28 protein-coding genes are annotated in these 25052 nt (G+C 53.1%); 12 read left to right on the forward strand and 16 right to left on the reverse strand.

The window, feature by feature from the left end; all coding sequences use genetic code 11:
* Positions 1-136 precede the first annotated feature (136 nt).
* The 5 genes from hemH to HC757_RS05865 all read right to left on the reverse strand — a co-directional run bounded on the left by hemH (position 137) and on the right by HC757_RS05865 (position 5239).
* Entirely contained in the window at positions 137-1150 is a 1014-nt protein-coding gene (gene hemH / locus HC757_RS05845; RefSeq protein WP_169563384.1) for a ferrochelatase, read from the reverse strand.
* Positions 1151-1183: 33 nt separating this feature from the next.
* Positions 1184-1723 (reverse strand): glutathione peroxidase, encoded by a 540-nt coding sequence (locus tag HC757_RS05850; protein ID WP_169563385.1) that lies wholly within the window; start codon positions 1721-1723, stop codon positions 1184-1186.
* A gap of 56 nt (positions 1724-1779) precedes the next feature.
* Positions 1780-2916: a hypothetical protein gene (locus tag HC757_RS05855; RefSeq protein WP_244623223.1), complete on the reverse strand. Its 1137-nt coding sequence runs from the start codon at positions 2914-2916 to the stop codon at positions 1780-1782.
* Positions 2917-3079: 163 nt separating this feature from the next.
* Entirely contained in the window at positions 3080-4192 is a 1113-nt protein-coding gene (locus HC757_RS05860; protein WP_169563386.1) for a PilT/PilU family type 4a pilus ATPase, read from the reverse strand.
* A 9-nt stretch (positions 4193-4201) separates the two neighbouring features.
* Complete coding sequence (locus HC757_RS05865) at positions 4202-5239, reverse strand: type IV pilus twitching motility protein PilT (RefSeq protein ID WP_169563387.1); 1038 nt, start codon at positions 5237-5239, stop codon at positions 4202-4204.
* 35 nt (positions 5240-5274) lie between these two features.
* Between HC757_RS05865 and HC757_RS05870 the strand changes: the two genes are divergently transcribed.
* The 8 genes from HC757_RS05870 (at position 5275) to HC757_RS05905 (ending at position 12374) form a co-directional block, all read left to right on the forward strand.
* Positions 5275-5964, forward strand: a complete 690-nt coding sequence (locus tag HC757_RS05870; protein WP_169563388.1) for a YggS family pyridoxal phosphate-dependent enzyme — start codon at positions 5275-5277, stop codon at positions 5962-5964.
* Positions 5965-6094: 130 nt separating this feature from the next.
* The gene (gene proC, locus HC757_RS05875; protein WP_169563389.1) at positions 6095-6913 is read left to right on the forward strand and encodes a pyrroline-5-carboxylate reductase; all 819 of its coding nucleotides are present in this window, start codon (positions 6095-6097) and stop codon (positions 6911-6913) included.
* Between the two features lie 59 nt (positions 6914-6972).
* A complete protein-coding gene (locus tag HC757_RS05880; RefSeq protein WP_169563390.1) occupies positions 6973-7521 on the forward strand; it encodes a YggT family protein in 549 nt (182 codons plus the stop codon).
* The gene (yggU, locus tag HC757_RS05885; RefSeq protein ID WP_169563391.1) at positions 7521-7808 is read left to right on the forward strand and encodes a DUF167 family protein YggU; all 288 of its coding nucleotides are present in this window, start codon (positions 7521-7523) and stop codon (positions 7806-7808) included. The genes HC757_RS05880 and yggU overlap by 1 nt, the downstream gene beginning before the upstream one ends.
* A gap of 78 nt (positions 7809-7886) precedes the next feature.
* Positions 7887-8321 carry a DUF4426 domain-containing protein gene (locus tag HC757_RS05890; protein ID WP_169563392.1) on the forward strand — a complete coding sequence of 145 codons (435 nt, stop codon included), beginning with the start codon at positions 7887-7889 and terminating at the stop codon, positions 8319-8321.
* 171 nt (positions 8322-8492) lie between these two features.
* A complete protein-coding gene (gene rdgB, locus HC757_RS05895; protein ID WP_169563393.1) occupies positions 8493-9107 on the forward strand; it encodes an RdgB/HAM1 family non-canonical purine NTP pyrophosphatase in 615 nt (204 codons plus the stop codon).
* On the forward strand, positions 9107-10243 hold the full coding sequence (gene hemW / locus HC757_RS05900) for a radical SAM family heme chaperone HemW (RefSeq protein ID WP_169563394.1): 1137 nt from the start codon (positions 9107-9109) through the stop codon (positions 10241-10243). Before rdgB ends, hemW begins: the two co-directional genes overlap by 1 nt.
* A gap of 283 nt (positions 10244-10526) precedes the next feature.
* Positions 10527-12374, forward strand: a complete 1848-nt coding sequence (locus HC757_RS05905) for a DUF885 domain-containing protein (protein WP_169563395.1) — start codon at positions 10527-10529, stop codon at positions 12372-12374.
* 553 nt (positions 12375-12927) lie between these two features.
* On the opposite strand, the gene HC757_RS05910 is transcribed toward HC757_RS05905, so the two are convergent.
* The 5 genes from HC757_RS05910 to trmB form a co-directional block, all read right to left on the reverse strand.
* Positions 12928-13869, reverse strand: a complete 942-nt coding sequence (locus tag HC757_RS05910) for a LysR family transcriptional regulator (RefSeq protein WP_169563396.1) — start codon at positions 13867-13869, stop codon at positions 12928-12930.
* Between the two features lie 444 nt (positions 13870-14313).
* Positions 14314-15138 carry a YggN family protein gene (locus HC757_RS05915; protein ID WP_169563397.1) on the reverse strand — a complete coding sequence of 275 codons (825 nt, stop codon included), beginning with the start codon at positions 15136-15138 and terminating at the stop codon, positions 14314-14316.
* Positions 15139-15371: 233 nt separating this feature from the next.
* Entirely contained in the window at positions 15372-16286 is a 915-nt protein-coding gene (gene glsB / locus HC757_RS05920; RefSeq protein WP_169563398.1) for a glutaminase B, read from the reverse strand.
* Positions 16286-16612, reverse strand: coding sequence for a 50S ribosome-binding protein YggL (locus HC757_RS05925; RefSeq protein WP_169563399.1), 327 nt, complete (start codon positions 16610-16612; stop codon positions 16286-16288). Before HC757_RS05925 ends, glsB begins: the two co-directional genes overlap by 1 nt.
* Positions 16613-16675: 63 nt before the next feature.
* Positions 16676-17392, reverse strand: coding sequence for a tRNA (guanosine(46)-N7)-methyltransferase TrmB (gene trmB, locus HC757_RS05930; RefSeq protein WP_169563400.1), 717 nt, complete (start codon positions 17390-17392; stop codon positions 16676-16678).
* Positions 17393-17572: 180 nt separating this feature from the next.
* Here trmB and mutY point away from each other — a divergent pair, with 180 nt between their 5' ends.
* Both mutY and HC757_RS05940 read left to right on the forward strand, forming a co-directional pair.
* Complete coding sequence (gene mutY, locus HC757_RS05935) at positions 17573-18664, forward strand: A/G-specific adenine glycosylase (RefSeq protein WP_169563401.1); 1092 nt, start codon at positions 17573-17575, stop codon at positions 18662-18664.
* A 24-nt stretch (positions 18665-18688) separates the two neighbouring features.
* Entirely contained in the window at positions 18689-18967 is a 279-nt protein-coding gene (locus HC757_RS05940) for an oxidative damage protection protein (RefSeq protein ID WP_169563402.1), read from the forward strand.
* Positions 18968-19126: 159 nt separating this feature from the next.
* Here HC757_RS05940 and HC757_RS05945 read toward each other — a convergent pair whose 3' ends face one another.
* The 6 genes from HC757_RS05945 to HC757_RS05970 all read right to left on the reverse strand — a co-directional run bounded on the left by HC757_RS05945 (position 19127) and on the right by HC757_RS05970 (position 23725).
* Entirely contained in the window at positions 19127-19708 is a 582-nt protein-coding gene (locus HC757_RS05945) for a hypothetical protein (RefSeq protein WP_169563403.1), read from the reverse strand.
* Position 19709: 1 nt separating this feature from the next.
* Positions 19710-19949 carry a hypothetical protein gene (locus HC757_RS05950; protein WP_169563404.1) on the reverse strand — a complete coding sequence of 80 codons (240 nt, stop codon included), beginning with the start codon at positions 19947-19949 and terminating at the stop codon, positions 19710-19712.
* Between the two features lie 190 nt (positions 19950-20139).
* The gene (locus HC757_RS05955) at positions 20140-20595 is read right to left on the reverse strand and encodes a GNAT family N-acetyltransferase (RefSeq protein ID WP_169563405.1); all 456 of its coding nucleotides are present in this window, start codon (positions 20593-20595) and stop codon (positions 20140-20142) included.
* A 34-nt stretch (positions 20596-20629) separates the two neighbouring features.
* Positions 20630-21190: a DUF1579 family protein gene (locus tag HC757_RS05960; protein WP_169563406.1), complete on the reverse strand. Its 561-nt coding sequence runs from the start codon at positions 21188-21190 to the stop codon at positions 20630-20632.
* A gap of 133 nt (positions 21191-21323) precedes the next feature.
* A complete protein-coding gene (locus tag HC757_RS05965) occupies positions 21324-22376 on the reverse strand; it encodes a hypothetical protein (protein ID WP_169563407.1) in 1053 nt (350 codons plus the stop codon).
* Between the two features lie 404 nt (positions 22377-22780).
* On the reverse strand, positions 22781-23725 hold the full coding sequence (locus HC757_RS05970) for a choice-of-anchor H family protein (protein WP_169563408.1): 945 nt from the start codon (positions 23723-23725) through the stop codon (positions 22781-22783).
* A gap of 233 nt (positions 23726-23958) precedes the next feature.
* On the opposite strand from HC757_RS05970, the gene HC757_RS05975 reads away from it, so the two are divergent.
* Positions 23959-24276, forward strand: coding sequence for a PepSY domain-containing protein (locus HC757_RS05975; RefSeq protein ID WP_169563409.1), 318 nt, complete (start codon positions 23959-23961; stop codon positions 24274-24276).
* Between the two features lie 3 nt (positions 24277-24279).
* A complete protein-coding gene (locus HC757_RS05980; RefSeq protein WP_169563410.1) occupies positions 24280-25029 on the forward strand; it encodes a response regulator transcription factor in 750 nt (249 codons plus the stop codon).
* The last annotated feature ends 23 nt before the right edge of the window (positions 25030-25052 follow it).

Raw genomic sequence — 25052 nt, forward strand, 5'->3', positions numbered from 1 at the left:
CCGCCAGGGATAGAGACAGGGATATAGAGGCAGGGATAAAAACACAGAGGGAGCCATGGGCTCCCTCTGTGTTTTAGCCGACCCGCATCGGCGCCGCTGCTCCGGGCACTTGATTCGGGCATGAGCTTGCTGTCATTTAGAGATAGGGGTGCACCAGATTGGCCATCATCTTGATATGCAACTCATCATCGTTCAATGCCGATATGTAACGGAATTCCTGGCCACCCGCCTGTTCGAAGATCTCGCGATTCTCGCCCACTATTTCTTCCAGCGTCTCCAAACAATCGGCACTGAAGGCCGGACAGAGTATGGCCACATCCGTGACTCCGCCCTCAGCCAAGGCCTTCATGGTCGCATCCGTGTAGGGCTGCAGCCATTTGGCCTTGCCGAAACGGGACTGGAAGGTCATCACATAGTCACTATCCGTCAGCCCCAACTTTTCGACCACCAATGCCGTGGTCCTGGCACAGAAACAATAATAAGGGTCGCCCAGATGCAGGTTGCGCTCCGGCATGCCATGGTAGGACAGCACCAGTTTCTGCGGCTTGCCATGGCGCTCAAAGTCCTGCCGAATAGAGGCTGCCAGCGCCTCTATATAGTCGGGGTTATCATGATAGCTATTGATGAAATGCAGTGCCGGCAGGTAACGCCACGAAGACAGCTCGGAGGCGATCGCATCGAAGGCCGAAGCTGTGGTAGGTGCGGCATACTGGGGATACAAGGGCAACACCACCAGCTTATCCACCCCGTCCCTATGCATAGTCCGCAGTTCGTTGGCAATCGAAGGTTCACCGTAACGCATGCCTAAACCGACGACAGCCTGACAGCCTTCCTGTTGCAGCAGCGTCGCCAGCTTAGCCTGTTGCCGGCGACTGATGGCCAGCAAGGGTGAGCCATCGGCACGCCACACCTTGCGATACAGGGCAGCCGATTTAGCCGGCCGAATCCGCAATATGATGCCATGCAGTATCAGCAGCCATAAGAATCTGGGGATCTCCACCACCCTGGGATCGGCCAAAAATTCGGCCAAATAACGCCGAACCGCCCCAGTGGTCGGCGCCTCCGGGGTCCCCAAATTCAACAACAGCACCCCGGTTTTACCACGCTCGGCGTGACCCGTTTTTTTCGATAAGCCTAAATATTTAGCCAAAACAGCCTCTTGATAATGGATAATGCAAAAATACTAGAAGAGCGCCTCTATGGCCTGCTTCAGCTCCGCACTGTCGGGTTTGACTCTGGAATTAAACCTCTGCACCTGCTCGCCATCGGCACTGACCAGATACTTGAAGAAATTCCATTTTGGCGAGCCGGCCTTGTCGCCAAGATAGTCGAACACGGGATTCACATCCGAGCCACGCACCGCCGATGTCGCCAGCATGGTGAAGGTGACCCCATAGTTGATGTAGCAAATCTTGGCCGTCTTGGCCTCCTCGTTTTCCTCCTGGAAGAAGTCATCCGATGGAAAACCTATCACCACCAAGCCTTTATCCCTGTATTGCTCATGCAGGGCTTCCAATGCCTTGAACTGGGGCGTGAAACCACAATGGCTGGCGGTGTTGACTATCAACACAGGCTTGCCCTGGGTCAGCTCGCACAGATCAACCGTCTCCTTGGAATGCAGCTTGCGCATCTGATGCTCCAGGTAGGCAGGACAGGTCGCCGCCAGGGCCGTTGTGCCGGAACTGCCCAGCAACAGCAGGGCCAGACTGAGTTTATGAAGCATATGCTCTCCTCCCATGAGGATTATTGGTCGCCGAATGTTTAGGGATCATATTGAAGTTAGAAATAAAAGCCAATGTTGATGTTCAAACGTGAATGCCAGGCGTTGTCGGCTGCGTCTATGCCGACACCCGGGCCATCGACAAACCACATGTTCTTGCCCGCAATCCAATCCAGGTAAGAATAGAATTTACCGGCGGTGATGGCACAGCCGGTGACATTCTGAGTCGATGTGCTGCGACCGGCCCCAGACACTAACACCTGACTGAAGTCATTGTAACAATTCAAGTTCGAAATAGGGCCCCAGCTCACATCTATACTGCGGGAAAGGTTGGCAGTGACCACATCCGCTCTGGAAGCCACTTCGAAGGGAAAGCCGAAGGCCGACAATCCCAGACGGTTGGCCGCCGCTACCCGGTAGTCATAGTGCAGGTATTGCAACTGCGCCTGCCACTGTTGCCAGTCGGTCTGCCAATGTGCGGCCAGGGCATAGGCGGTGGCATCCTCTCCCTGGGAATTGCCGGCTGCACCGACATAATCCAGTTTGGCATATTGCAGGGAGACGCCGAACCTATGGCTCGGCTCTCGCGACTGTTCTCCCTTTGCCATTCCCCCGGGATTGAGCCGATATTCGATTCTGGCATTGAGTTGCCCCGTCTCCTCATAGGGCGAGCCCTCAGTGGTGGCCACATCAAAGGAATATCTGTCATAACGCGTGCCATCGGCGTATTCATCGTTGGCAAAATAGGCCAGATCCAGCCTCAGGTTTTCATCTTTATACTGCCAATGCACGCCGGCATCATAGTCATCTTCGAACCCCAGATAGTAGGTGGCGCCGAACCAGAAAGAGTGGGAGGCATAGGGCAAGAGCCCAAAAGGCACTTGAGTCACCCCGGCTTGCACCTTTTGCTCCTCGGTCAACTGATAACCGAAATAGGCGTGATGGATCACGTCCATATCCTGATACCAGCGATATTGAGCCGAGGCAAACAAGCCGTCTTCCTGATAATTCACCTCGGCGCGGAACAATTCGAAAGCCAGCTTGGGGTCATCATCATAGTCCTTCCAGGCATAATTGACCCGCACTGCGCCACCTAGGTCCAAGCCAGGCGTCACAGCCACGGCCTGGGCGTTGAATGCCAACGGCATACATAGCAGTGGCATGCATGAGAGTGGCAGGGGTAAATAGCGCTTCATAGGCTTCCTCGATAAATATCCATTGCAGTAATCAGTTAAGCCTAGTCGAAACCAAACCCGCTATCGATTTAGGCGCCGCCAATGGTTCATGGACCAAGGCATAACCTAAATGTTGAGCATAAAAAATGGCAGCCCAGGGCTGCCATCGACCGGGTTCAGGGTTTTAATCCATATTCAGGGTCACACCATCCATCAGGCCTGAGTCGGCCGATTCCGAACTCTGCAACTTGATCATCAGGCGCAGATCGTTGGGTGAGTCGGCGTGATGCAGCGCATCTTCGTAAGTGATCTCGCCTTCGAGATACAACTTGAACAAGGCCTGATCGAAGGTCTGCATCCCCTGCTCGTTGGACTTGGACATGGTTTCCTTCAGGCTATGCAGTTCGTTCTTGGCGATGAGCCCGGCGACCCTGGGGGTATTGATCAATATTTCGATAGCGGCGCGGCGGCCGCTGCCGTCTGCCTTGGGCACAAGTTGCTGCGCCACTATGCCGCGCAGATTGAGCGATAAGTCGAACAACAGCTGCTGATGCTTGCTCTCGGGCACCAGGTGCATGATCCTGTCCAGCGCCTGGTTGGCGTTGTTGGCATGCAGGGTCGCCATGCACAGATGGCCCGTCTCGGCAAACGACAGGGCAAACTCCATGGTTTCCTGGGTACGGATCTCGCCTATGAGGATCACATCCGGCGCCTGGCGCAGTGAACTCTTGAGGGCGGCATCGAAGGACTCGGTATCTATGCCCACTTCCCTCTGGGTGATGATGCTCTTCCTATGGTCGTGAACGAATTCCACCGGATCTTCTATGGTCAATATGTGACCGCGGGCATTGGCATTGCGATAGCCAACCAAGGCCGCCAGGGAGGTCGACTTACCCGTGCCTGTGCCGCCGACCATGATGATCAGCCCGCGCTTGCTCATCACCAACTCCTTGAGTATCGGCGGCAGCTTGAGATCATCGACCTCGGGGATCTTGGTCTCGATGCGGCGCATCACGCAGCCGGGAGATTCTCGCTGCCAGAAGGCGCTGACCCGAAAGCGTCCCAGCTCCTTGGCGGCGAAGGCAAAGTTGCATTCCCTGGAGTCATGAAACTCCTGTTTCTGCGCCTCTGTCATCAGGGATTCGACAAAATCCAGCGCCTGAGCCGGGGTGAAGGAGGTCTCGCCCAGTGGGCGCAGCTCGCCGTCTATCTTGGCACTGGGCGGAAAACCTGCGGTGATGAACAAGTCGGAGGCCTTGCGCTCGACCATCACCTTCAAAAAGGGACGAACATCCATCATGGCTCCTTAAAAAGTCGCTTGTTTATTGGAACTCTTGGACATGGCATCCTCACGGGTGATGAGGCCGCGGTTCACCAGGGTCTGCAGGCATTGCTCCAGGGTTTGCATCCCGTGGGCCATGCCTGTCTGGATGGCGGAATACATCTGTGCCACCTTGTCTTCGCGGATCAGGTTGCGAATCGCCGGGGTGCCCATCATGATCTCATGGGCCGCCACCCGGCCACCGCCGACCTTCTTGATCAGCGTCTGGGAGATCACCGCCTGCAAGGATTCGGACAGCATGGTTCTGACCATGTCTTTCTCGCCTGCGGGGAAAACATCCACCACCCTGTCTATGGTCTTGGCCGCCGAGGTGGTATGCAGGGTACCGAACACCAGATGACCGGTTTCGGCCGCCGTCATCGCCAGGCGTATGGTTTCCAGATCGCGCATCTCGCCCACCAGGATCACATCGGGATCCTCACGCAATGCGCTGCGCAGCGCCGCATTGAAACTATGGGTATGACGATGCACCTCACGCTGGTTGATCAGACATTGCTTGTTGGGATGGACGAATTCTATCGGGTCTTCGATGGTCAATATGTGGTCGTGACGGTTCTCGTTGACATAATCTATCATGGCCGCCAGGGTGGTACTCTTACCCGAGCCTGTTGGACCTGTCACCAACACCAATCCCCGCGGAAAGCTGGCAATTTTCTTGAAGATCTCCGGGGCGCCCAACTGTTCCAGGGAGAGTATGTCGCTGGGAATGGTACGGAATACCGCCGCCGCACCGCGGGATTGATTGAAGGCGTTGACACGAAAACGCGCCAAATTGGGTACCTCGAAGGAAAAATCGATTTCCAGGTGTTCTTCGAAGTCCTTGCGCTGCTTGTCGTTCATTATGTCATACACAAGCCGGTGCACGCCCTGGTGGTCCAGCGCGGGTAAGTTAATCTTTCTCACTTCACCGTCCACACGTATCATAGGGGGTATCCCGGCTGACAGGTGTAGATCCGAGGCTTTGTGTTTTACACTAAAGGCTAATAACTCAGTGATTTCCATAGTTAGGGACATCCATTCAAGCAGATAATAACATCATGACAACAATAACAGACAGACTAGCCCAGGCCCAGCACAGGATTGCGCTCGCGGCGCAAAAATGCGCCAGGGATCCCGCAGATATCACCCTGTTGGCCGTCAGTAAAACCAAGCCGCCAGCCCAGATCATAGCAGCCTATGAGGCGGGGCAACGGCGTTTTGGTGAAAACTATGTCCAGGAAGGCGAAAGTAAGATAATTGCACTGAAAGCCAACTATCCGGATATAGAGTGGCATTTCATCGGGCCGCTGCAATCGAACAAGAGCCGCATCGTCGCCGAGCATTTCGATTGGATGCATACCCTGAGTCGGGAGAAGATAGCCCAGCGCCTGAGCGAACAAAGACCCGCCGGCATGGCGCCACTCAATGTCTGCATCCAGATCAATGTCAGTCAGGAAGAGAGCAAGTCCGGGGTCGCGCCGGAACATATGTTGCCACTGGCCGCCGCCATTGCCGGGCTTTCCGGTCTATGCCTCAGGGGGCTGATGGCCATCCCGACCGCAACCTATGACCATGAATTGCAACACAGGGAGTTTGCCCAGCTGCAGCAATTGTTTCGGCAGTTGCAGACCCATTACCCTGAGGTAGATACCCTGTCCATGGGCATGAGTAACGATCTGGAGACCGCCATAGCGCAAGGCTCGACCCTGGTGCGCATCGGCAGCGCCATCTTCGGTGAGCGCGACTAGTCGCTGTTCCCCTTGTTTTTCAGCGATAAAGCCCAAATAATGTTAGGGTTTAGCGCTCAGGACTCATAGAGATCAGGTCACAGACATTCTGGCCGCCAGTAGACACGGTCAACCAACAGCAGAGAATATCATGACTCATCATAAGGTATGTTTTATCGGCGCCGGCAATATGCCGCGCAGCATCATCAGCGGACTGGTAAAGAGTGGCTATCCGGCAACACTCATTCAGGCAAGCAACCCAAGTACCCCCAAGCTCGAGGCGCTCGCGGCCGATTTCGGCATCCGGGTGACCCAGGATAACAGAGCCGCCGCCCAAGAAGCCGATGTGGTGGTGCTCAGCGTAAAACCCCAGTTGATGCAGGCCGTATGCGAAGAGCTGAGCGACATAGATTTCAGCAACAAGCTGGTCGTCACCATAGCCGCAGGCGTCACTGCCGCGCGCTACGGCGACTATTTCAAGCAACCCATTAAACTCATACGCACCATGCCCAACACCCCGACCCAGATAGGCGTCGGCATGACGGGCCTGTATGCCGCCGACGATGTAGCTGCCGCAGACAGAAGCCTCTGTGAACGCCTGATGGCCAGTGGCGGCGAAGTTGTCTGGGTCGATAAGGAGGCAGACTTGAACCAGGTGATCGCCCTGGCCGGCAGTTCTCCGGCATATTTCTTCCTCTTCATGGAAGCCATGATGGATGCCGGCATGGAGATGGGCATGGATGAGGCCAAGGCACGGCAGCTGGTACAGCAAGCGGCCTTGGGAGCCGCGCAGATGCTCAAGCAAAATCCTCAGCTGAGCCCGGCCGAGCTGAGACACAATGTCACCTCCAAGGGCGGCACCACGGCCGAGGCCATAGCCACCTTCGAGCGCGGTGATTTACGGGGTTTGGTCAAACAGGCGATGAGCAACTGTATCAAACGGGCCGAAGACATGGCCAAGACGTTTTAATTCAGGCAATTTATCTCATGCCCATCCAAGAGCATGACAACAAAAGGTAGTAGCTAGCGATGAATGCATTAACCTTCTTAATCAGTACCCTGTTCGATCTCTACCTCATGGTGGTGATACTGCGCATCTGGCTGCAACTGGCAAGGGCCGATTTCTACAATCCGTTCAGCCAGTTTATCGTCAAGGCGACACACCCGATACTGGCCCCCATGCGCCGGATATTGCCTTCCTTCGGCAGTCTGGACACAGCCTCCCTGGTGCTGGCCCTGCTGGTGGTGATAGTGAAGGTGCTGCTGCTCAGCCTGATCGCAGGCGCCGCCATAAACATAATCACCCTGCTGGTGTTTGCCGCCGTCACTGTGGCCAAGCAGGCCGGTGTCCTGCTGTTCTGGATGTTGCTCATCCGCGCCATTCTCAGCTGGTTCAACCAAGGTTATAACCCGATAGTCATGGTGATGGGCCAGCTCACTGAGCCCCTGTTGGCCCCGGTGCGTCGCATCATCCCGCCCATAGGTGGCCTGGACCTGTCCGTGCTCCTGGTCATAATTGCAATGAATTTCATCAACATCTTGCTGGCGCAATACCTGCCTTTCTGGGCCGTCATCTGATGCCAGCGGTCGTGGAGCAGCAGGATGCCCTGCTGCTGAATCTGTATATCCAGCCCAAGGCCAGCCGGGATCAGATAGTGGGTCTGCATGGCGAGGAACTCAAGGTCGCCATCACGGCACCACCGGTCGATGGCAAGGCCAATGCGCATCTGAGCAAGTACCTGGCCAAGGCCTTCAAGGTGCCCAAGAGTGATATTCAGATCCTCAAAGGTGAGCTTGGGCGCCACAAACAAGTCAAGATAATCAATCCCAAACACATACCGCCAGAAATTGCGGCGCTTTTGTGAATGGCGATAAATTCCCTTGGTGCATCCCAAGACACAACACTATACTCAGCAGAAGAACCGAGAATAAGGTAGCTCCCTATGTTACGTAACATACTTACCATGCTAGTCCTGACCGCCAGCCTATGTGGCGTGGCAAATGCCGAACAAAAAGAGCAAGTTGGCAACTATGACATCCACTATATGGCATTGAGCAGCACCTTCCTCACCCCGAGCATTGCCAAGACCTACGGCATAGAGCGCAGTCGTTACACGGGCATAATCAATATTGCTGTGCTCAATACCAGCGAGGAAGGCAACCCCGCGGTGCCGGTGGAAATCTCCGGGATAGCCAATAACTTACTCGATGCCAGGATGGAACTGAAATTCAGGGAAATCCGTGAAGGCGATGCCATCTACTATATTGCCGAAGTGCCTTATCGTGACGATCAGGAGATTAACTTCCAGATAGCGATAAAATATGGCAATCAGTTGAATACCAATTTGAAATTCAAGCAGAAATTCTACGTCGAATAACACCTTTCCCTATAGCCCCCTGCAACGCCCCAGGGCATGGATACCCATGCCCTGCCTCGCCGCCGTATCGAGCCTGTCCCGCCGCCGCAAACTCTGACTCGTCTGTCCTTTAACGCCGGATTTAGGTATCATTGCCCCCAGGATTTCCCCCGTAATTTTGACAGGTAGCAGATGAAGCAAGTGGTACTCGCCAGCGGCAATAAAGGCAAATTAGCAGAATTCGATGAGATGCTGTCCCGCCACGGCATACAGATACTGGCACAGAGCCAATTTTCCGTGCCGGAAGTGGCAGAGACAGGCACCACCTTCGTCGAGAATGCCATCATCAAGGCCAGACATGCGGCAGAAATTACCGGTATGGCGGCCATAGCCGACGACTCAGGGCTGGAGGTCGATTGCCTGCAGGGGGCTCCCGGAATTTATTCGGCCCGCTATGCCGGGGATGACGCCGACGAGCGTGACAACTACCTTAAACTGCTAAGCGCCCTCGGGGATGAGAGCCGCCGCAGCGCCCGCTTCCAGTGTGTCCTGGTGTATATGCGCCACGCCAAAGATCCGACCCCCATCATCTGCCAGGCCAGCTGGGAGGGACAGATAAGCCATACCCCCATGGGCGAGCAGGGTCACGGCTATGATCCCGTGTTCATTCCACTGGGGCAGGATTGCACCGCGGCGCAGCTGAGCAGTGAACAGAAGAACGCCGCCAGTCATAGGGGCAAGGCGCTGGCCTTGCTGGTTGAGGCCATGAAGTCCCGGGGCATCTTCGCCGAGGAAAGCCAAAGCTGATGTTGACCTTGCCACCGCTGAGCCTATACATACATATTCCCTGGTGTGTGCAGAAGTGCCCCTATTGTGACTTCAACTCCCACGGACAGAACGGCGAGCTGCCACAGCAGGCCTATGTCGATGCCTTGCTGGCGGATCTGCGCCTGGATCTCGGCTATGTGCAGGGGCGCGAGATACATACCATCTTCATCGGCGGCGGCACCCCATCTCTGTTCGATGCCGGTCAGATTGAACGTCTGTTGCAAGGGGTCAGGGCCATGGTCCCCTTCAGCGCCGACATAGAAATCACCATGGAAGCCAATCCCGGCACCCTGGAACACGACGACTTCGCCGCCTACCGTCAGGCCGGCGTCACCCGCCTGTCGATTGGGGTGCAGAGCTTCTCCAGAGACAAGCTCAACCTGCTGGGGCGCATTCACGATCAGCATGAGGCCCAAACTGCCGGTTTGAAGGCGGCCGAAGCCGGCTACCAGAGCTTTAACCTGGATCTCATGCATGGCCTGCCCAACCAGAGCTTCGACGAAGCCATGGCAGATATAGACACGGCAGCGGCACTCTCGCCACCGCACCTGTCCTGGTATCAGCTGACCATAGAGCCCAATACCCTGTTTCACTCCAAACCGCCGCAGCTGCCGGATGACGAAGCACTGTGGCATATCTATGAGCAGGGGCAGCAGAAGCTGGCGGCTCTGGGCTATGAGCAGTATGAGATCTCCGCCTACGCCAAGCCGGGTTTTCAATGCCGCCACAATCTCAATTACTGGCAGTTCGGCGATTACCTCGGCATAGGCTGTGGTGCCCATGGCAAGATCACCCTGCCGGGGCAGGATCGTATCCTGCGTACCGTGAAGATAAAGCATCCCAAGGGCTATCTGGCGGCCGATGATTACTGCTTCGAAACCACAGAGGTGGCCGAAGCCGACAGGGCATTGGAATACCTGATGAATAGATTACGCCTGATGGCGCCTATTCCTAAGCTGGAGTTCGAGCAACGCACAGGCCAGTCCAGGGATACCCTGAGCGAAGGCATGGAGAAGGGGCGCCTGCGGGGCCTGCTGACAGAAACCCAGGACTTGTGGCAACTGACCCCCAAGGGGCATATGTTCGTCAACGATCTGCTGTCCCAATTCTGTTAACCAGGGTTTTGTTAACTAAGGTTTTGCTAACTAGGGTGCCGTTAACCAAGGTGCTGTTAACCAGGTTTTGCTAACCAAGCTGCTGTTAGCTAAGGCCGTTACCCAAGTTTCAGCAGCAAGGAGTTCTGTTCGAGAGACTCAGGTTTATGATACCGAGTCATTGCCGCCGGGGGATGTTTACCGCATCACGGGCGGCAATAGACACATTTTCTAACACTTATATCACCACTTTCCCGTCCGGCTTCTTTAGGATAGCAAGCACTATTCACAGGAAGCTTACCCAATGCAGATAACAACCAAAACCAGCATAATTGCATTAACCCTCTCGGCCCTGCTCAGCGGCCCCCTGTATGCCGCATCGACCACTGAGTCAGGTATTGAGGCCAAGACGGGGATCACGGCACAACAGCAGAGCGAGTCACAAAAAGCCAACGCCTTGTTCGAGCGCATCTTCATGGACAATGTCATGGCCAGCCCCATATCCCAGACTTATATGGGTATAAAACAAGATTATGATAAATGGGATGATATTGGCGAGGACGCGGATGCCAAGGCCCATGCCATGACCGAGCGCCACCTGGCCGAGGTGAATCGCATCGATGCCAAGCTGCTCGACGCTCAAACCGGCCTCAGCCTCAAATTGCTGCAACAGTCGCTGCAAAACGAGCTGGCAGACTATAAGTGGCGCTACCACAACTACCCGGTAAACCAGATGTACGGTGGCCACTCTATGATAGCCTCCTTCCTCATCAATCAGCATCAGATCACGGATGTAAGCGATGCCAAGGCCTATATAAGCCGTCTCAAGGGGGTCACCAAACGTCTGGCGCAGCTGCAGACGGCGTTGGAGATCCGCGCCAAGCAAGGCATCATAGCGCCTAAGTTTGTGTTTCCTTACGTCATTTCCGACAGCGAGAACATCATAACAGGCGCCCCCTTCGATAAGGGTGATGACAGTGCCCTATGGGGCGACTTCAAGCGCAAGCTGGCGGCATTGAAGCTGAGTGATGCCGAGGCCGAACCTTTGCTCGAAGCCGCCAGCGAGGCGCTGACGACCCAGGTTGAGCCTGCTTATCGCAAGTTAATCGCCTATGTGAAGACCCTGGAGACCAAGGCGGATAGTCGCGACGGTGTCTGGAAGCTTCCCGAGGGGGCAGCCTTCTACAGGAATGCGCTGCAACGCACTACGACCACGGACATGACGGCGGAGGAGATCCATAAACTCGGGCTCTCAGAAGTCAGCCGTATTCATGAGCAGATGCGCGGCATCATGAAGCAAGTGGGCTTCGAAGGGGATCTGCAGGCCTTCTTCAGCTTCATGCGTGACGATCCCCAATTCTACTATCCCGACACCCAGGAAGGTAAAGCCGCCTACCTGGCCGAGGCCAAGCATCTGATAGGCACCATGAAGTCCAACCTGGACCGGGTGTTCAAGGTCGAACCCAAGGCAGATCTGGTGGTCAAGGCTGTCGAGGCCTTCCGCGAACAGTCCGCAGGCAAGGCCTTCTACGAGCAACCTGCCCCGGACGGCTCCCGCCCAGGTTCTTACTACGCCAACCTCTACGACATGAAGGCCATGCCTAAGTATCAGATGGCGGCGCTGGCTTACCATGAAGGCATCCCCGGCCACCATATGCAGATTGCCATAGCCCAGGAACTGCAGGACATGCCCAAGTTCCGCAAGTTCGGCGGCTATACGGCTTATGTCGAAGGTTGGGGCCTGTACAGCGAGTACTTCCCCAAGGAGATGGGCTTCTACAGCGATCCATACTCAGACTTTGGCAGGCTGGCGATGGAGTTATGGCGCGCCTGTCGCCTGGTGGTGGATACCGGTATTCACGCCAAGCAATGGACCCGGGAACAAGGCATAGCCTACTATGTCGACAATACCCCCAATGCCGAGTCGGACGCCAGGAAGATGGTCGAGCGTCACATAGTCATGCCTGGCCAGGCGACGGCTTACAAGGTAGGCATGCTCAAGATACTGGAATTACGCCACAAGGCCCAGCAACAGCTGGGGGCCAAGTTTGATTTGCGGGACTTCCATACCTTGGTGCTGAAGAATGGTCCGCTGCCGCTGGATGTACTGAGCGAGCAGGTCGATGCCTGGATAGCCGGGCATAAGGCCTAGCCCGGCAAATAAGAGCCAATAAAAAAGCCACATTGAGTGGCTTTTTTATTGGAAGTAATTGGCGCTCCCAACGCATCATCTTACTGTGTATCGCTATTTTAGGTGCGATTTTAGGGTACAGAAAGATAGAATTTTTCCCCGACCGCCGGTTGAGCTTGGTGACTATTAGCTTCTGAGCCTTGAAAAATCACCCCGGCATAACCGCCGGGGTAAACCAAAAATAGGATGATGGTTTCAAAGCCAACATTGTATTAGTTCGTAAACTCTGTCGGCATCGATCCTCAGTTGCAACTTGCCGATCTGTACAACACAAACGAAAGGGGTCATTTCCATTTGCGCCGCAGGACTCAGATCCCTGAGGACCAACTGCACTCATTGTATTGAAAACAAAACAGACTGCAACAGGCATTCTGAAAAAGCCTGTAGCAAGAGAGTTCAATCAGGTTGTTTGAATAACGGTCATAATTTTTAACAAATTGATATTAAACTACTTTTTAAACATCTTTGCCGACAACACCCTCATTATCCACAATAAAGAACAATGTTTCCCTTATCACTTACGTTCGCTGAAGAGTTCGACATAGGGTGCATCCCAATAAGGCGGCGTGCCTATGTGGTTTTTAATGAAGTCGATGAAGGCACTGACCTTGGGTGCCAAGTGTTTGCGCCTCGGATAAACGGCTTGCAGCGGTAGGTTATGGGTCAATTGCCAGTCGCGCAGCAAAGGCACCAGGGTGCCCTTGGCTATCTCGTCTTCCATCAGATAACTGGCCAGATAGACCACCCCCAGGCCGCTGATCGCCGCCGACTTCAGGGCCGGCGCATTGTCGACCCTGAAGTTGCCCGAGACACCTATTTCACAATAGTCATCGCCTTTCTTGAACTGCCACATACTGTGCTCATGCCACTCGCCCTGATAGACGAGACAGTTATGGTCTACCAGCTGCTCAGGGCGGCTTGGTTCCCCATGTCTGGCAACATAGCCGGGAGAGGCCACCAGCAGGAACTGACACTTCATCAGGGGCCGAGCCACCATCCCCAAGGGCAACTGCTCCGACATGGTCAACAAGAGATCCAGGCCTTCGCTGACGACATCGACCTTATGATCCAGCAGGCTGACCTGCAGCTCCAATTCAGGATGTTTGGCCATGAATGCCGGTAAGGCGGGGATCAGGTGCATGGTACCGAAGGATTGCGAAATGCCGACCTTGAGCACCCCACGGGTGGCATCGTTGAGATTGTGCACGCTGGCGATGGCCTGATCCGTATCGCGCAAAATTTCCTCCCCCTGGACATAGAGCAGGTGTCCGGCTTCGGTCAGGCTCAGGCTGCGGGTGGTACGCTGTATCAGTTGCACCCCTAACTTATGTTCCAGATCGGCCACCTGAGTACTCACCTTGGACTTGGAGATCCCCAGCCTTCTGGCCGCCGCGCTGAAACTGCCGGCTCTGGCCACATGAGTAAATATCGCAATAGGTTCTAACAGTTCTAACATGAAAGTTGCCTTAAGCTGGTTACGTCACTGAAGTAATAATTTTCGGCGGCCTAAAATCAGAGTATTCATCTTTTCCATATGTCTTATCCAGCTATATCTGCTGATATTGGCGACATGGAAAGTCTGTCAGGCCGGGGAAAACAAAATAATGCAGGGCTTGCCATCTGAATCTAGAGTCAGATTTTTGTTATTTTTTAAGAGTATATCAAATATTGGCTTGCTGGCTGCATTTATCCTCGAACCTTGGGGTTAAAGCGGCTCCCCGCCTCAGCCAAGCAAGGCAAGATTTCCCGGGAAGGCTATGTTGCAAATGTCGGTGACCCTGGTGCGGCGGCCACTTTCCGGACGCCAGATAAGAAAAAACCCCTGCATCAAAGGGGAATGCAGGGGGCGCAAGTCATTATCGAGCAAGGGAGGTAACAGGCTAACTAATCTCTGATTGAACTATTCGCGCAGAGGCCGAGGCTCGGATTCTGCCAACACATAGGGAGCCAACTCGGGGATTTCCTGTCTCAGCTGCCCTTCGAGCACCAGCAGCTGCTCGAAGCGATTGCACAGGCCTTCGGCCTTGGCTTCCAGGGCCGAAGATTGAGTTTCAACCTGGGTCTCTATATCATCGCCTATGGCCTCCATCTTGGCGGAAAATGTCTCCATTTTCTGCTCGAAGCTATCCCCATCTGAGGACATCAACTGGCTGCCGAGGCTCATCATCAGGCTGCCGATGGAGTTCTGTACCAGATCCTCGATTTCCTGTTCAAATTCATCACCGAAGGCCTCATCCAGCGACGAGTCGGTCGCGCCAAGATAGTAACGCTCACCATCCCGGTAGGCGATGCTGTCGAGACGCTGCTTAAGCCCGGATACGAGCTTGTCAAACTTATCCCCTGAATCTTCCCCCAACAACGGGGTCAATGCCATGGTGACGGCCTTGGATGCCAAGGAGACCGCCTCGTTCACCAGGCCTATGACCTCGGGAACCTGTGCCGACACTTCGGTCGAATACTGGGTAAGCATTGCCTTCTGTTTGGCATTCAGGCTTACCTGCTTGCCTTCGACATAGAGGCGATCCAATTCGATACGATACTGCTCAACCCCTTTGTCGCTGACGGTGAGCTTCTTGGGCTCGACAGTCAGATCGTAATTCAAAGCGACCTTACAGTTATCCACTTCCACGCCATGGGATTGCGCCTCATGGGCCTGTGCCAGGCCGCCCAGGGCAAACAGTCCTGTGCTTATCACTAAACCTGTCATTAACTTATTCATTTTCATCTCTAGCATCCTATTCCGTAAGGGTCCTGATGTGCTGCTTCTTGATACATAGATAGCACAGCGCGTGCCAATCTTTCAATACATTGAAAATAAAGGATTTTAAATGGGATGATACTAGGACTGCGGCCCTGAGTTGGCAAATAACACCATTATCTGGTGTTATTTTCCAGGCGTTTTTCGCCGGGATTGGCGCCATGCGCCTGAGGATGAAGATTCAGAAAAGTGAGTCGAGGCTAGAAGATGCAACGTCCGAGCTCTTGGCTCAAATGCTCCAACATGGCGGTTCCGGCCAGGGAATTTCCCTGTTTATCCAATTCCGGCGACCAGACACAGATAGCCATGTCCCCAGGGATCACGGCAATGATGCCGCCACCTACGCCACTCTTGCCCGGCATGCCGACTCTATAGGCGAATTCACCGGCACCGTCATACAGGCCTGAAGTCGCCAACAGGGCATTCATTTGCCGGGTCTGCACCTGGGTAATCAAACGCTCGCCGGTGAGAGATACACCGCGATTCGCCAGATATATCATGGCCCTGGAGAGATCGGCACAGCTCATCTGCAACGAGCAATAATGGAAATAGCTCTGGAGTACAGTGTTGACGTCACCATGGAAATTACCGAAGGATTTCATCAGGTAAGCAATCGCCGCATTGCGGGCACTGAACTGATACTCGGAATCGGCAACCAGCCTGTCGTAGCTTATCCTCTCGTTGCCACACAGCTTGCGGACCACTTCCAGCATCCTGTGTTTTGGAGCCCCCAGGCGTGCCTGCAGCAGATCGGCAATCACCAAGGCACCGGCATTGATGAAGGGATTACGGGGTATGCCGCTCTCCAGCTCGACCTGCACCAGGGAGTTGAAGGAATGCCCCGACGGCTCCTTGCCTACCCTGGCCCAAATCTCGCTTTCTTCATAAAGCGTCAGTGCCAGGGTCAGGCTGAAGACCTTGGAAATACTCTGGATCGAGAAAGGCTCGAGATAGTCGCCGGCCCCCAGAGTCACACCTTCGACTGTGGTGATGGCGATCCCCAACTTACCCGCATCTACGCTGGCAAGCGCAGGGATATAATCTGCGACCTTTCCCTGCCCTAACAAGGGTCGAACCCGCTCGACCACTTGCTGCAACAAGGCAAGTTCCGGCATTAACCCCACCAGATATCGTAAAGTTCGCTCACTTCGACTTGGGATACTTTTTGCTTATCCCAGAATCCCTTGACCGCGGCTATGTCGTCGGCGGTGCACTTGCCTATGGTCTGGGTCGCAATTATGCCTTCCCATTCCTTATGACCGCCGCCATGGAAACCCAGCTTACGGTTTTCGATCACTTCATCGATAAACTGATCCACCAATGCATCTATGTCCGTCTCAGACACTGAATCATCGAAGGTCCAGCTGATATCGAAACCCAGCTCCTGAAACTCATCTACCCGCAATTTTTTACGCAAACGACGGCTACGGTTCGTGGCCATAAGATTTTCTCCCTAATATGAAATGAGTCACTCCCCGCCGCTGCGGCAAGGAGTGGTATTGTGTCAGGCTATGCGTTCGAACATAAGATCCCAAACTCCGTGGCCCAATCTATGGCCGCGGGCCTCAAATTTGGTCAAGGGTCTATGATCCGGACGTTCGACCACAGTGCCTGTCGCCGACTGGTTCTTGTAGCCGGGTGCGGCATTCATGACTTCCAGCATGTGCTCGCTGTAATCTTCCCAGTCTGTCGCCAGATGGAATACCCCGCCAACTTTCAGTTTACGGCGAATGAGCTCGGCGAACTCGCTCTGTACTATGCGGCGCTTATGGTGACGCTTCTTATGCCAAGGATCCGGGAAGAAGAGTTGTACCCGGGTCAGGGAGCCATCGGCTATGCTATGTTCCAGCACTTCCATGGCATCGTGGTGATAGACTCTCAGGTTGGTGACCCCGGCCTCGCCGGCGCTACCCAGACAGGCACCGACGCCCGGCTTATGCACTTCTATGCCGATGAAGTTAAGCTCGGGAGCCGCGGCCGCCATCTCCACCAGAGATGCGCCCATGCCGAAGCCTATTTCCAGCACTGTATCTGCCTCACGGCCAAACACCCGGGACAAGTCCAAAGGCGCCGGGCTGTAATCCAGGCCCATGGCCGGCCAATGGGATTCCATCGCCTGTGCCTGACCCTTGGTCAGACGCCCTTCTCTCAAGACAAAGCTTCTGATCTTACGCAGATACTTGCCTTCTTCATTAAATTCAGCGGTGGTAACGTCGCTCATGTTTGCCTAGCCTCGTGGACAGCACGGTATATAAAGAAGGGGCATTATCCAAAGTTCAACATACAGTGCAAGCCCTAATGCTGAAAAAGTATACCAAGAATCCCTGGCAGTGCGAGCTTAGCGAATTTACCGGGGATTTTCGCCCTTGTTAAAGGCATTTCCAGTCGCTACACTGCGCCGATGAAATCGACTCCCTCTTTCGCCGAGCGCATCAATGCTTGGTATGACCAACATGGCCGCAAGAGCCTGCCATGGCAACAAGACAAGACCCCCTATAGCGTCTGGGTGTCGGAGATCATGCTGCAACAGACCCAGGTCGCGACCGTTATCCCCTACTACCTCAAGTTTATGGCGCGTTTTCCCGATGTGTGTGCCTTGGCCGATGCGCCCCAGGATGAGGTACTGCACCACTGGACAGGCCTGGGTTACTACGCCAGAGCCAGAAACCTGCATAAGGCGGCACAACTGATAAGGGACGAGTTTGCCGGGAAGTTTCCCGAAGCATTCGAACAGGTACTGGCACTGCCCGGCATAGGCCGCTCTACCGCCGGGGCCATCTTGTCCCTGTCATTGGGGCAACATCACCCCATCTTGGACGGCAATGTCAAACGTGTGCTGGCCAGGCATGGCGCCATCGCCGGCTGGCCGGGGCAAAAGGCTGTCGAAGAGCAACTGTGGCGACTCACCCAGAAACTGACTCCGGCACATGAGATCCAAAAGTACAATCAGGCCATGATGGACATGGGCGCCGGCATCTGCAGCCGCTCCAAACCAGATTGTGCCGCCTGCCCTGTGGCCATCGACTGTCGTGCCCAGTTGAGTGGCAGACAGAGCGACTATCCGGGCAAGAAGCCGAAGAAGAGCATTCCGGCAAAATCGGCCTGGATGCTGGCCTTGGTACGCGACGGCGAGGTACTGCTGCATAAGCGTCCCCCGGCCGGGATCTGGGGTGGCCTCTGGTGTTTCCCCGAATTCGGCACCCGGGCCAGTCTGGATGAGCATCTACAAGGCTTGGGCCTTGGCGGCAAGCAAGGTCTGTGGCTGACGGGTTTTCGCCATACCTTCAGCCACTTCCATCTGGATATCCAGGCGCTGATGCTGGATGTCTCGGGTGGCAAAGAAACCCGGCTTGAGGCCCAAAGCGCTAACCGCATCATGGAACCCGAGTCGGCGCTCTGGTATAACATACACAATCCCGCCAGGATTGGGCTCGCCGCCGCCACCGAGCGGCTGCTTGCCGATCTGGCCGCCACTGGTTCAAATAAGCAGTAAATAAGCAGTAAATAAGGAGTAGTCATGGCTCGCACCATCAATTGTGTGTACTTAAACAAAGAGGCCGAAGGCCTGGATTTCCAGCTTTATCCCGGCGACTTGGGCAAGCGCATCTACGATAACATCAGCAAGGAAGCCTGGAGCCTGTGGCAGAAGAAACAAACCATGTTGATCAACGAGAAGAAGCTCAACATGATGAATGTCGATGATCGCAAGTTTCTGGAAACCCAGATGATAAACTTCCTGTTCGAAGGCAAGGACGTAGAGATCGAAGGCTATGTGCCGCAGAAGGATCAGGACTGATATCAAAGCCTCGATATAAGATAAGCCGAGCAAAAAAGCCACCTGCCGTGCGGGTGGCTTTGTGTATATGGCTGCAGTCACTGTTAGAGTGATGCAGCGACTGCACTGTCACGAAAAAGGGCTGACATCATCCCTTTTCAGCTTTCCTGCGAGTGTAAGCTAAAGCAGATCGAAGCGCTTTTTATAGTCAGCCAAAAGTTGCTGCTGTTTTTGCGTGAAGGCTTCAAGGCTCGGGTTGATTCCACTGTTATGCTGGGTTTCAAACCAATCAATCAGCTCAATACGTATCTGGTATCCCTGTTTTACACAATAACCTGGGTCACTAAGCATAATTTTTGGCGCACCTAAGGTGGCACCCGAATACCAGGTACACTCGGTGTAACCATTGTCGTCAAACCAGTTTCCCAGCTGCCAGCTGTAAACGGCCCAGACCAGTAAAAAAACGGGAAAACTGGCGATGATAAAATAAAGCCCTTTTTTCTGGGCCCGTTCAGATTCTGGACGCCGTAACCGGCAGGCTATGCCTCGTATAAGCACTGCCAGGGCAGGCATCATGACCAGAAGTGGAGGAATCGAGGTGCGTATCTTTATTAAAGTTCCTTGCTCGTGAACACGTGCCAGCATAGACAACTCTGAAAAGAGCGAATACACATAACCCGCTATAACAAGTAAAAGCAGTACTATAAAAAAAATACCCTGTGCTGGTCTCAATTGAGCGTCTTGTGACGACGAAGTGTTCATATTAATAATCGCGTCCGTAGTATGGGATGCCAAACAAACGATGTACAAAACCTATGGGATCTTCATCGTACATACGTCCGGCCCGGTTAATTTCTTGCTTTATTTGCTTCAGATTACTTTGGATATTTTTCTCTAAAGTACGCAAGCTTTCTGAAATTCGGCCATGAGAATGGACAACTCTGGTCAACGCTTGCCTTGGATGAGATTGTAAAATGACGTTCACGGCAATGATATCAGCCATCCAGTGTAGTCCTATTTTTAAGCGCCATTACAAGCAGCTGAAGGCTGCGGAAAAACGCCTCAAAGTGGTACCTATTGCCTGCATGCGAAAGCTCATCGTGATCCAGAATGCCATGCTGAAAATGAGGAGTTGCGGTGTGCAAAAAATGTATAAATATGTTGACTGAACACCACAGTCACTTGTCAGCAACTCACAACACCAACTTGAAGCCTTCATGGGTCGCTTTGAAGCCAAGCTTCTCATAAAACCTGATTGCATCCGGGCGCAACTTGTCACTTGTGAGTTGAACTAGGTTACAGCCCTTACTTTTAGCCTGTTTGATTGCGAACTCAAACATTTGCTCACCGAAACCTCTACCACGGAAATCTTCGTGAATTCTCACGCCTTCAATCAGACAACGCCAACTACCAATATGAGTTAGATAAGGAATAAACATAAGCTGTAACATACCGACTAAAAAACCCTCAAACTCTACAACTAGCAACTCATTATTCGGATCTATATCAATGGCATTAAATGCCGATAGATATGCTTCATTCAGCGGCACTGTTGCGTCTTCCCTTTTGCTACCCAAAGGATCATTTGACAGCAAAGACACTAGACTTTCCAAATCATCGAGTTTAGCTGGACGATATTTCAGTTCCATTGATACTTCCTTTTTGCTTCTGCCTGCTAACACTTCAACCAGCTGGCGCGCTAGTGGTCGGCTGCATTGACTTGTTAGCGCCTTGTTTTGGACGATAGACATCATAGCGCGCAAAATGCTTCCATGTGCCATCCGCTTTTGATGATTCTAGGACAAATACCCAAGTATTAGTTTCCGGGTTGTAGGTAAATGTATCTCGGAAAGTACTAGCAGCACCGTACGGAATTGAAAATTGAATGGAGTTATCAGTGACGCCGCCTGTACCATGTGGAACTGAATATTTTGCGCCAAAGCTATCCAACCAATGTGCAATGATCGTACTACTTTCTGAATCGTATCCGATTAGCACGCGTGCCTCATACTGTGAAGGCACCTGAACATCATCCATGTGGATCTCGGTAAATGTGCCTTGCAGCGTAGGTCCGGCATTCATTCGGTAAGTGACAGGCTTACCCATGACATCACCGGACATAACCCAATCGCCATCCAGTGCTTTTAAGACCTCTGGCCGTTCCGAGATTTTGGGGTGTTCTTCGGCATGCAGGGAGACAACTCCAAAGCACACCAATAAGCCGGCTATTTTTAAAAGTTGCATAAATTTTTCCTTTGAGTACTAGACATAATAATTCCCTGGGCAAGTGTCGGCCTCCTGGTTACTGGCGTAATCGGAAATCTCACATTAGTCATGGTGCTAAATCCGAGGGGAAGGTCAGGCCTTGTTAGCCGAATTATTGATATAACCAATTAATTTTAGCTAGCTCATTATCAATGACAGAACTAGAAAGCTGCTGTGTACCACATTGAAACCATGAGAAATTTGCACGAAACCTATGAAGTTGAGATATTTTCTTTTTAACACCATCAGTAAGTGGCGTAGATGACCAAGGGTTTTCAAAGAATATAATGCCGTCCTTCACTAACAATATTGCACCATGCAGTTGGTTACGCTGTCTAAAAAGCCCTTCTTGCTGCTGTTGATAATAACCAAATTTAAGGTCTAGGTATTTAAGAACAGTTCTTTCTGGAACAAATGTGCTCTCACCCGACTTTCCATAAAATGCATGCCAAACGCCAAAACTACCCGTATAGGCTGTACCTGCATGTAAAACGGTTTTCAATGGTTGTGTATCATCGCTAACCACATCAAAGCCATGAGTTAAATCTAGCCATAGTAAATTTGTCGCATCTCCACGTGTCTGATCGTTTTCGCGCTTATGATTAATTACACGATCAATTACTTTATTGGCTGGATATTTTTTTGCTCCATATGCCTGACCAGTTAGAGGGCGTGAGAATGTGAGAACAACAGATTTACCCTTTTGAGACTTTTGCTGTTCACTCACCGCGGCTATATTTTGCTGTGATGTCTGGGGGCAATAAACCTCAGCAAAACCAGAATCAAATAGCTCAAAATCAGGTGTTTTAGCCCCTTTAGCTTCAGATAAAGGCTTTAGATCGTTAAATGTCTCAGCGAGAAGCCCACCTGCGGTCACTTCAGCAGCAACTTTTGAGTTAAGATAAATCTTATCCTGCATTTCAGTATAAGGCGATGTCGATAATTCTTTCAGATTATCTACTAACCATGAAGTGTGCATATCACGATCAATTAATGCTTCGACTGCTACTGAAAGATTAAGCAAATTCGAATAATTAGCTGCAAGGACACTATTCCCAGCATTTGTCGACATCATATGACCAAGATAGCTATCAGCTAAGACTGATATCTCATTTTTCTTTAAGAAATCATCAAAGCGATGATACCCAAAGTCTCTTAATTCCATAAACGATCATTCCTAACTGTATATTTAGGCGGCTAACAGCTGTATAGTGCGCATGGTCCAATATAAACCACGTTATCATAAGTTGCTGTTGTGTAAAGCATTAAATCCGACTTTCGTGCAAAAAATCATAGACAGCCTCAAAACTTTTACTCAGTAATAAAACACCCTGAACAGAGTCCGTCATTCACTAATTCACCGGTCCCTGGCCATAGCTCACTGGGTAATAAACGCATCAAAGGTAAGGTTGTCGGGGATTGAGATGGCTAATGCGCCAAAGCTTGAGTGCACAAGTGAATTTATGCTGCAAGCTTGACAAAAAGAAACAGCGCCCTCGGGCGCTGTTTCTTTTATCCATGCTGACAAATGCCTGATTGCAATTCCTGGCTACAATTCCTGACTGCAAATCAGGCTGCAAGCCGGCGGCGCAGCCAGGCGCCTCCCGCCAGCAATGACAGGCCGATAAAGGACAGCGCGCCGCCGGCATGGCCCTCGCTATGGCTCTCTTCGGGCGGCAGATCCCAATCGCTGCTCTCCAGCGGCAAGGCATACAACTCATTGGTGTCGTAGGAGCTGATGCTGGCGACCACGTCACCGAAGCCCACTTCGTAGAGATCGATCAACACATCATAGTGATCCGGGCTATAGCCGCTGTAGAGGTTGGTCAACACTTCGAAATCGTCCAGATCTGAGTCGCCCCTGATGGTGAAGACCTCGGTCGTGAAGTAATGGATCCAGGGGCCGCCATCCTTGCTCAAGTAGAGTTCGGCGAACACATCCGCATAGGCATCCGCTTCCAGGCCAAAAACATCGGCATCGAAGGTCACGCTGAAGCTCTGGTAGAAGCCGTCATAGTCATAATCTTCAAACAGACGGCTGCTGACATCATAGATGCTGAACTCATGATAGGCAGGGTTGCTATATTGCTCGGTTGCGCTGCTCGCCTGGCGCTCGGCGGCGCTCGCCTTGGCCTCATGCTCTGCCATCACCTGTTCCCTGGTTTTATCCTGCGCCACGGCTTGCGGCGAGTATGCCTGCTGTGTCTTCTTCAACTGCTGCAGCTGTTGCAACTTTTGCGACTCGTCTGACTGCGCCTCCGTTCGAGCGCCGCCATCGAGACGAGTGCCTGCATCCTCGGCGCCGACCCTGACGGCCTGGGACGCCAGCCTCTTTTGCACCGGCTTTGACCCCATTGCCTCCTCCTCTGCATGGACACTCCCGTGAGCGCCGAGCGCCAGCAAAGCACTCAGTAAGAGTCCCGACTTAAAGCTGCTCTTGGCGGTAACGAAATTGAGACCAGTGCCTGCCTGGCCGACACTCTTTGGCTGGATTGCGGTGGATGAATCTTTCATTGTTCTAACTCCATGAAATGCACTTATGGCCGCCATTAGAAGCGAGCCAAGGTGAACCCAAGCTGAACGTTGCCGGGCAGAATCGTCACCGGGAATGGCATTCAGCCTGGGTTCAGCCAGGCTGGTTAAATTTGGTACGGACAACAGGCATTTCCGCCCTATCTTTAGTCCCATGTTTCTTAATTTTATGGGATCTTTTACACTGAGGTTACGACGCTGAACTGGTGGAACCCATGAAAATTGCTGCATCTTTGTCCCTGATGATCTGCTTATTGCTGCCTTGCCATATTGCGGCGGCGCAGCTACGGCCTGCGAGTCCAGGCCCGGGCGAACGCGCCAGTCAGCCGCCCGCGGCTGAAGCCAGGCTCCAGGTCAACAGTGCACAACAGGCAGTCCAGCTGGTTAAACGTCAATACCAGGGCAAGGTATTGAAAGTCAAAGCGGCCAGGGTCAATGGTCATCCGGGTTATAAGGTCAAGCTGCTGAGCGATGATGGCATGGTGTTCTATGTCGCCGTCGATGCACAAACCGGCAGAGTCATGAGGAACTAACCTATGAGATTACTACTGGTAGAAGATGACATTGACTTACAGAGCAACCTCAAGCACCACCTGCTCGAGGCGAATTACACGGTAGATCTGGCGTCCGATGGCGAAGAGGGTCTGTTTCAGGCCAGTGAGTACGCCTATGATGCGGCCATCATAGATGTCGGCCTGCCGAAGCTGGACGGCATCTCACTGATCACCGAGCTGCGGGCCCGGCAGATAAGCTTTCCTATCCTGGTGCTGACGGCGCGAGACAGCTGGCAGGACAAGGTCGCAGGCCTGGATGCCGGTGCCGACGATTACCTGACCAAGCCGTTTCATCCCCAGGAGCTAGTCGCCAGGCTCAAGGCGTTGATCCGCCGCTCGGCCGGCAAGGCGAGCCCTCTGATCCACAATGGTCCTTTCAGCATCAATACCAGCAGTTATGAAGTCTGCAAGGATGAGCAGCCCATCAACCTGAGTGGTTCCGAATACAAGCTGTTCGAGTTCCTCATGCTGCACCAGGGGGAGGTCAAGTCCAAGACTGTGCTGACGGAACACATATATGATCAGGACTTCGATCTGGACTCCAACGTCATAGAAGTCTTCATCGGCCGGCTGAGAAAAAAACTCGATCCCGACAATCACTATAACCTGATCGAAACCTTGAGGGGCCAGGGATACAGATTGAGATCGCTGGCCGGCGAGACAGCCAACGACCCAGAAAACCCGGCCAACAGCGCCATGGCGGGCAGGAATGCAGACAAGCGGCATGAGTGAGATGAGCTCCTATCCGGCTGCCG

It is taken from the genome of Shewanella salipaludis, from assembly GCF_012911865.1.
GTDB classification, from domain to species: domain Bacteria; phylum Pseudomonadota; class Gammaproteobacteria; order Enterobacterales; family Shewanellaceae; genus Shewanella; species Shewanella salipaludis.

Bases quoted from the DNA above. Each gene is read 5' to 3' on its own strand.
- HC757_RS05850 (WP_169563385.1), bottom strand. From the start codon at position 1,723: ATGCTTCATAAACTCAGTCTGGCCCTGCTGTTGCTGGGCAGTTCCGGC.
- HC757_RS05855 (WP_244623223.1), bottom strand. From the start codon at position 2,916: ATGAAGCGCTATTTACCCCTGCCACTCTCATGCATGCCACTGCTATGT.
- HC757_RS05860 (WP_169563386.1), bottom strand. From the start codon at position 4,192: ATGGATGTTCGTCCCTTTTTGAAGGTGATGGTCGAGCGCAAGGCCTCC.
- HC757_RS05865 (WP_169563387.1), bottom strand. From the start codon at position 5,239: ATGGAAATCACTGAGTTATTAGCCTTTAGTGTAAAACACAAAGCCTCG.
- HC757_RS05870 (WP_169563388.1), top strand. From the start codon at position 5,275: ATGACAACAATAACAGACAGACTAGCCCAGGCCCAGCACAGGATTGCG.
- proC (WP_169563389.1), top strand. From the start codon at position 6,095: ATGACTCATCATAAGGTATGTTTTATCGGCGCCGGCAATATGCCGCGC.
- HC757_RS05880 (WP_169563390.1), top strand. From the start codon at position 6,973: ATGAATGCATTAACCTTCTTAATCAGTACCCTGTTCGATCTCTACCTC.
- yggU (WP_169563391.1), top strand. From the start codon at position 7,521: ATGCCAGCGGTCGTGGAGCAGCAGGATGCCCTGCTGCTGAATCTGTAT.
- HC757_RS05890 (WP_169563392.1), top strand. From the start codon at position 7,887: ATGTTACGTAACATACTTACCATGCTAGTCCTGACCGCCAGCCTATGT.
- rdgB (WP_169563393.1), top strand. From the start codon at position 8,493: ATGAAGCAAGTGGTACTCGCCAGCGGCAATAAAGGCAAATTAGCAGAA.
- hemW (WP_169563394.1), top strand. From the start codon at position 9,107: ATGTTGACCTTGCCACCGCTGAGCCTATACATACATATTCCCTGGTGT.
- HC757_RS05905 (WP_169563395.1), top strand. From the start codon at position 10,527: ATGCAGATAACAACCAAAACCAGCATAATTGCATTAACCCTCTCGGCC.
- HC757_RS05910 (WP_169563396.1), bottom strand. From the start codon at position 13,869: ATGTTAGAACTGTTAGAACCTATTGCGATATTTACTCATGTGGCCAGA.
- HC757_RS05915 (WP_169563397.1), bottom strand. From the start codon at position 15,138: ATGAAAATGAATAAGTTAATGACAGGTTTAGTGATAAGCACAGGACTG.
- glsB (WP_169563398.1), bottom strand. From the start codon at position 16,286: ATGCCGGAACTTGCCTTGTTGCAGCAAGTGGTCGAGCGGGTTCGACCC.
- HC757_RS05925 (WP_169563399.1), bottom strand. From the start codon at position 16,612: ATGGCCACGAACCGTAGCCGTCGTTTGCGTAAAAAATTGCGGGTAGAT.
- trmB (WP_169563400.1), bottom strand. From the start codon at position 17,392: ATGAGCGACGTTACCACCGCTGAATTTAATGAAGAAGGCAAGTATCTG.
- mutY (WP_169563401.1), top strand. From the start codon at position 17,573: ATGAAATCGACTCCCTCTTTCGCCGAGCGCATCAATGCTTGGTATGAC.
- HC757_RS05940 (WP_169563402.1), top strand. From the start codon at position 18,689: ATGGCTCGCACCATCAATTGTGTGTACTTAAACAAAGAGGCCGAAGGC.
- HC757_RS05945 (WP_169563403.1), bottom strand. From the start codon at position 19,708: ATGAACACTTCGTCGTCACAAGACGCTCAATTGAGACCAGCACAGGGT.
- HC757_RS05950 (WP_169563404.1), bottom strand. From the start codon at position 19,949: ATGGCTGATATCATTGCCGTGAACGTCATTTTACAATCTCATCCAAGG.
- HC757_RS05955 (WP_169563405.1), bottom strand. From the start codon at position 20,595: ATGGAACTGAAATATCGTCCAGCTAAACTCGATGATTTGGAAAGTCTA.
- HC757_RS05960 (WP_169563406.1), bottom strand. From the start codon at position 21,190: ATGCAACTTTTAAAAATAGCCGGCTTATTGGTGTGCTTTGGAGTTGTC.
- HC757_RS05965 (WP_169563407.1), bottom strand. From the start codon at position 22,376: ATGGAATTAAGAGACTTTGGGTATCATCGCTTTGATGATTTCTTAAAG.
- HC757_RS05970 (WP_169563408.1), bottom strand. From the start codon at position 23,725: ATGAAAGATTCATCCACCGCAATCCAGCCAAAGAGTGTCGGCCAGGCA.
- HC757_RS05975 (WP_169563409.1), top strand. From the start codon at position 23,959: ATGAAAATTGCTGCATCTTTGTCCCTGATGATCTGCTTATTGCTGCCT.
- HC757_RS05980 (WP_169563410.1), top strand. From the start codon at position 24,280: ATGAGATTACTACTGGTAGAAGATGACATTGACTTACAGAGCAACCTC.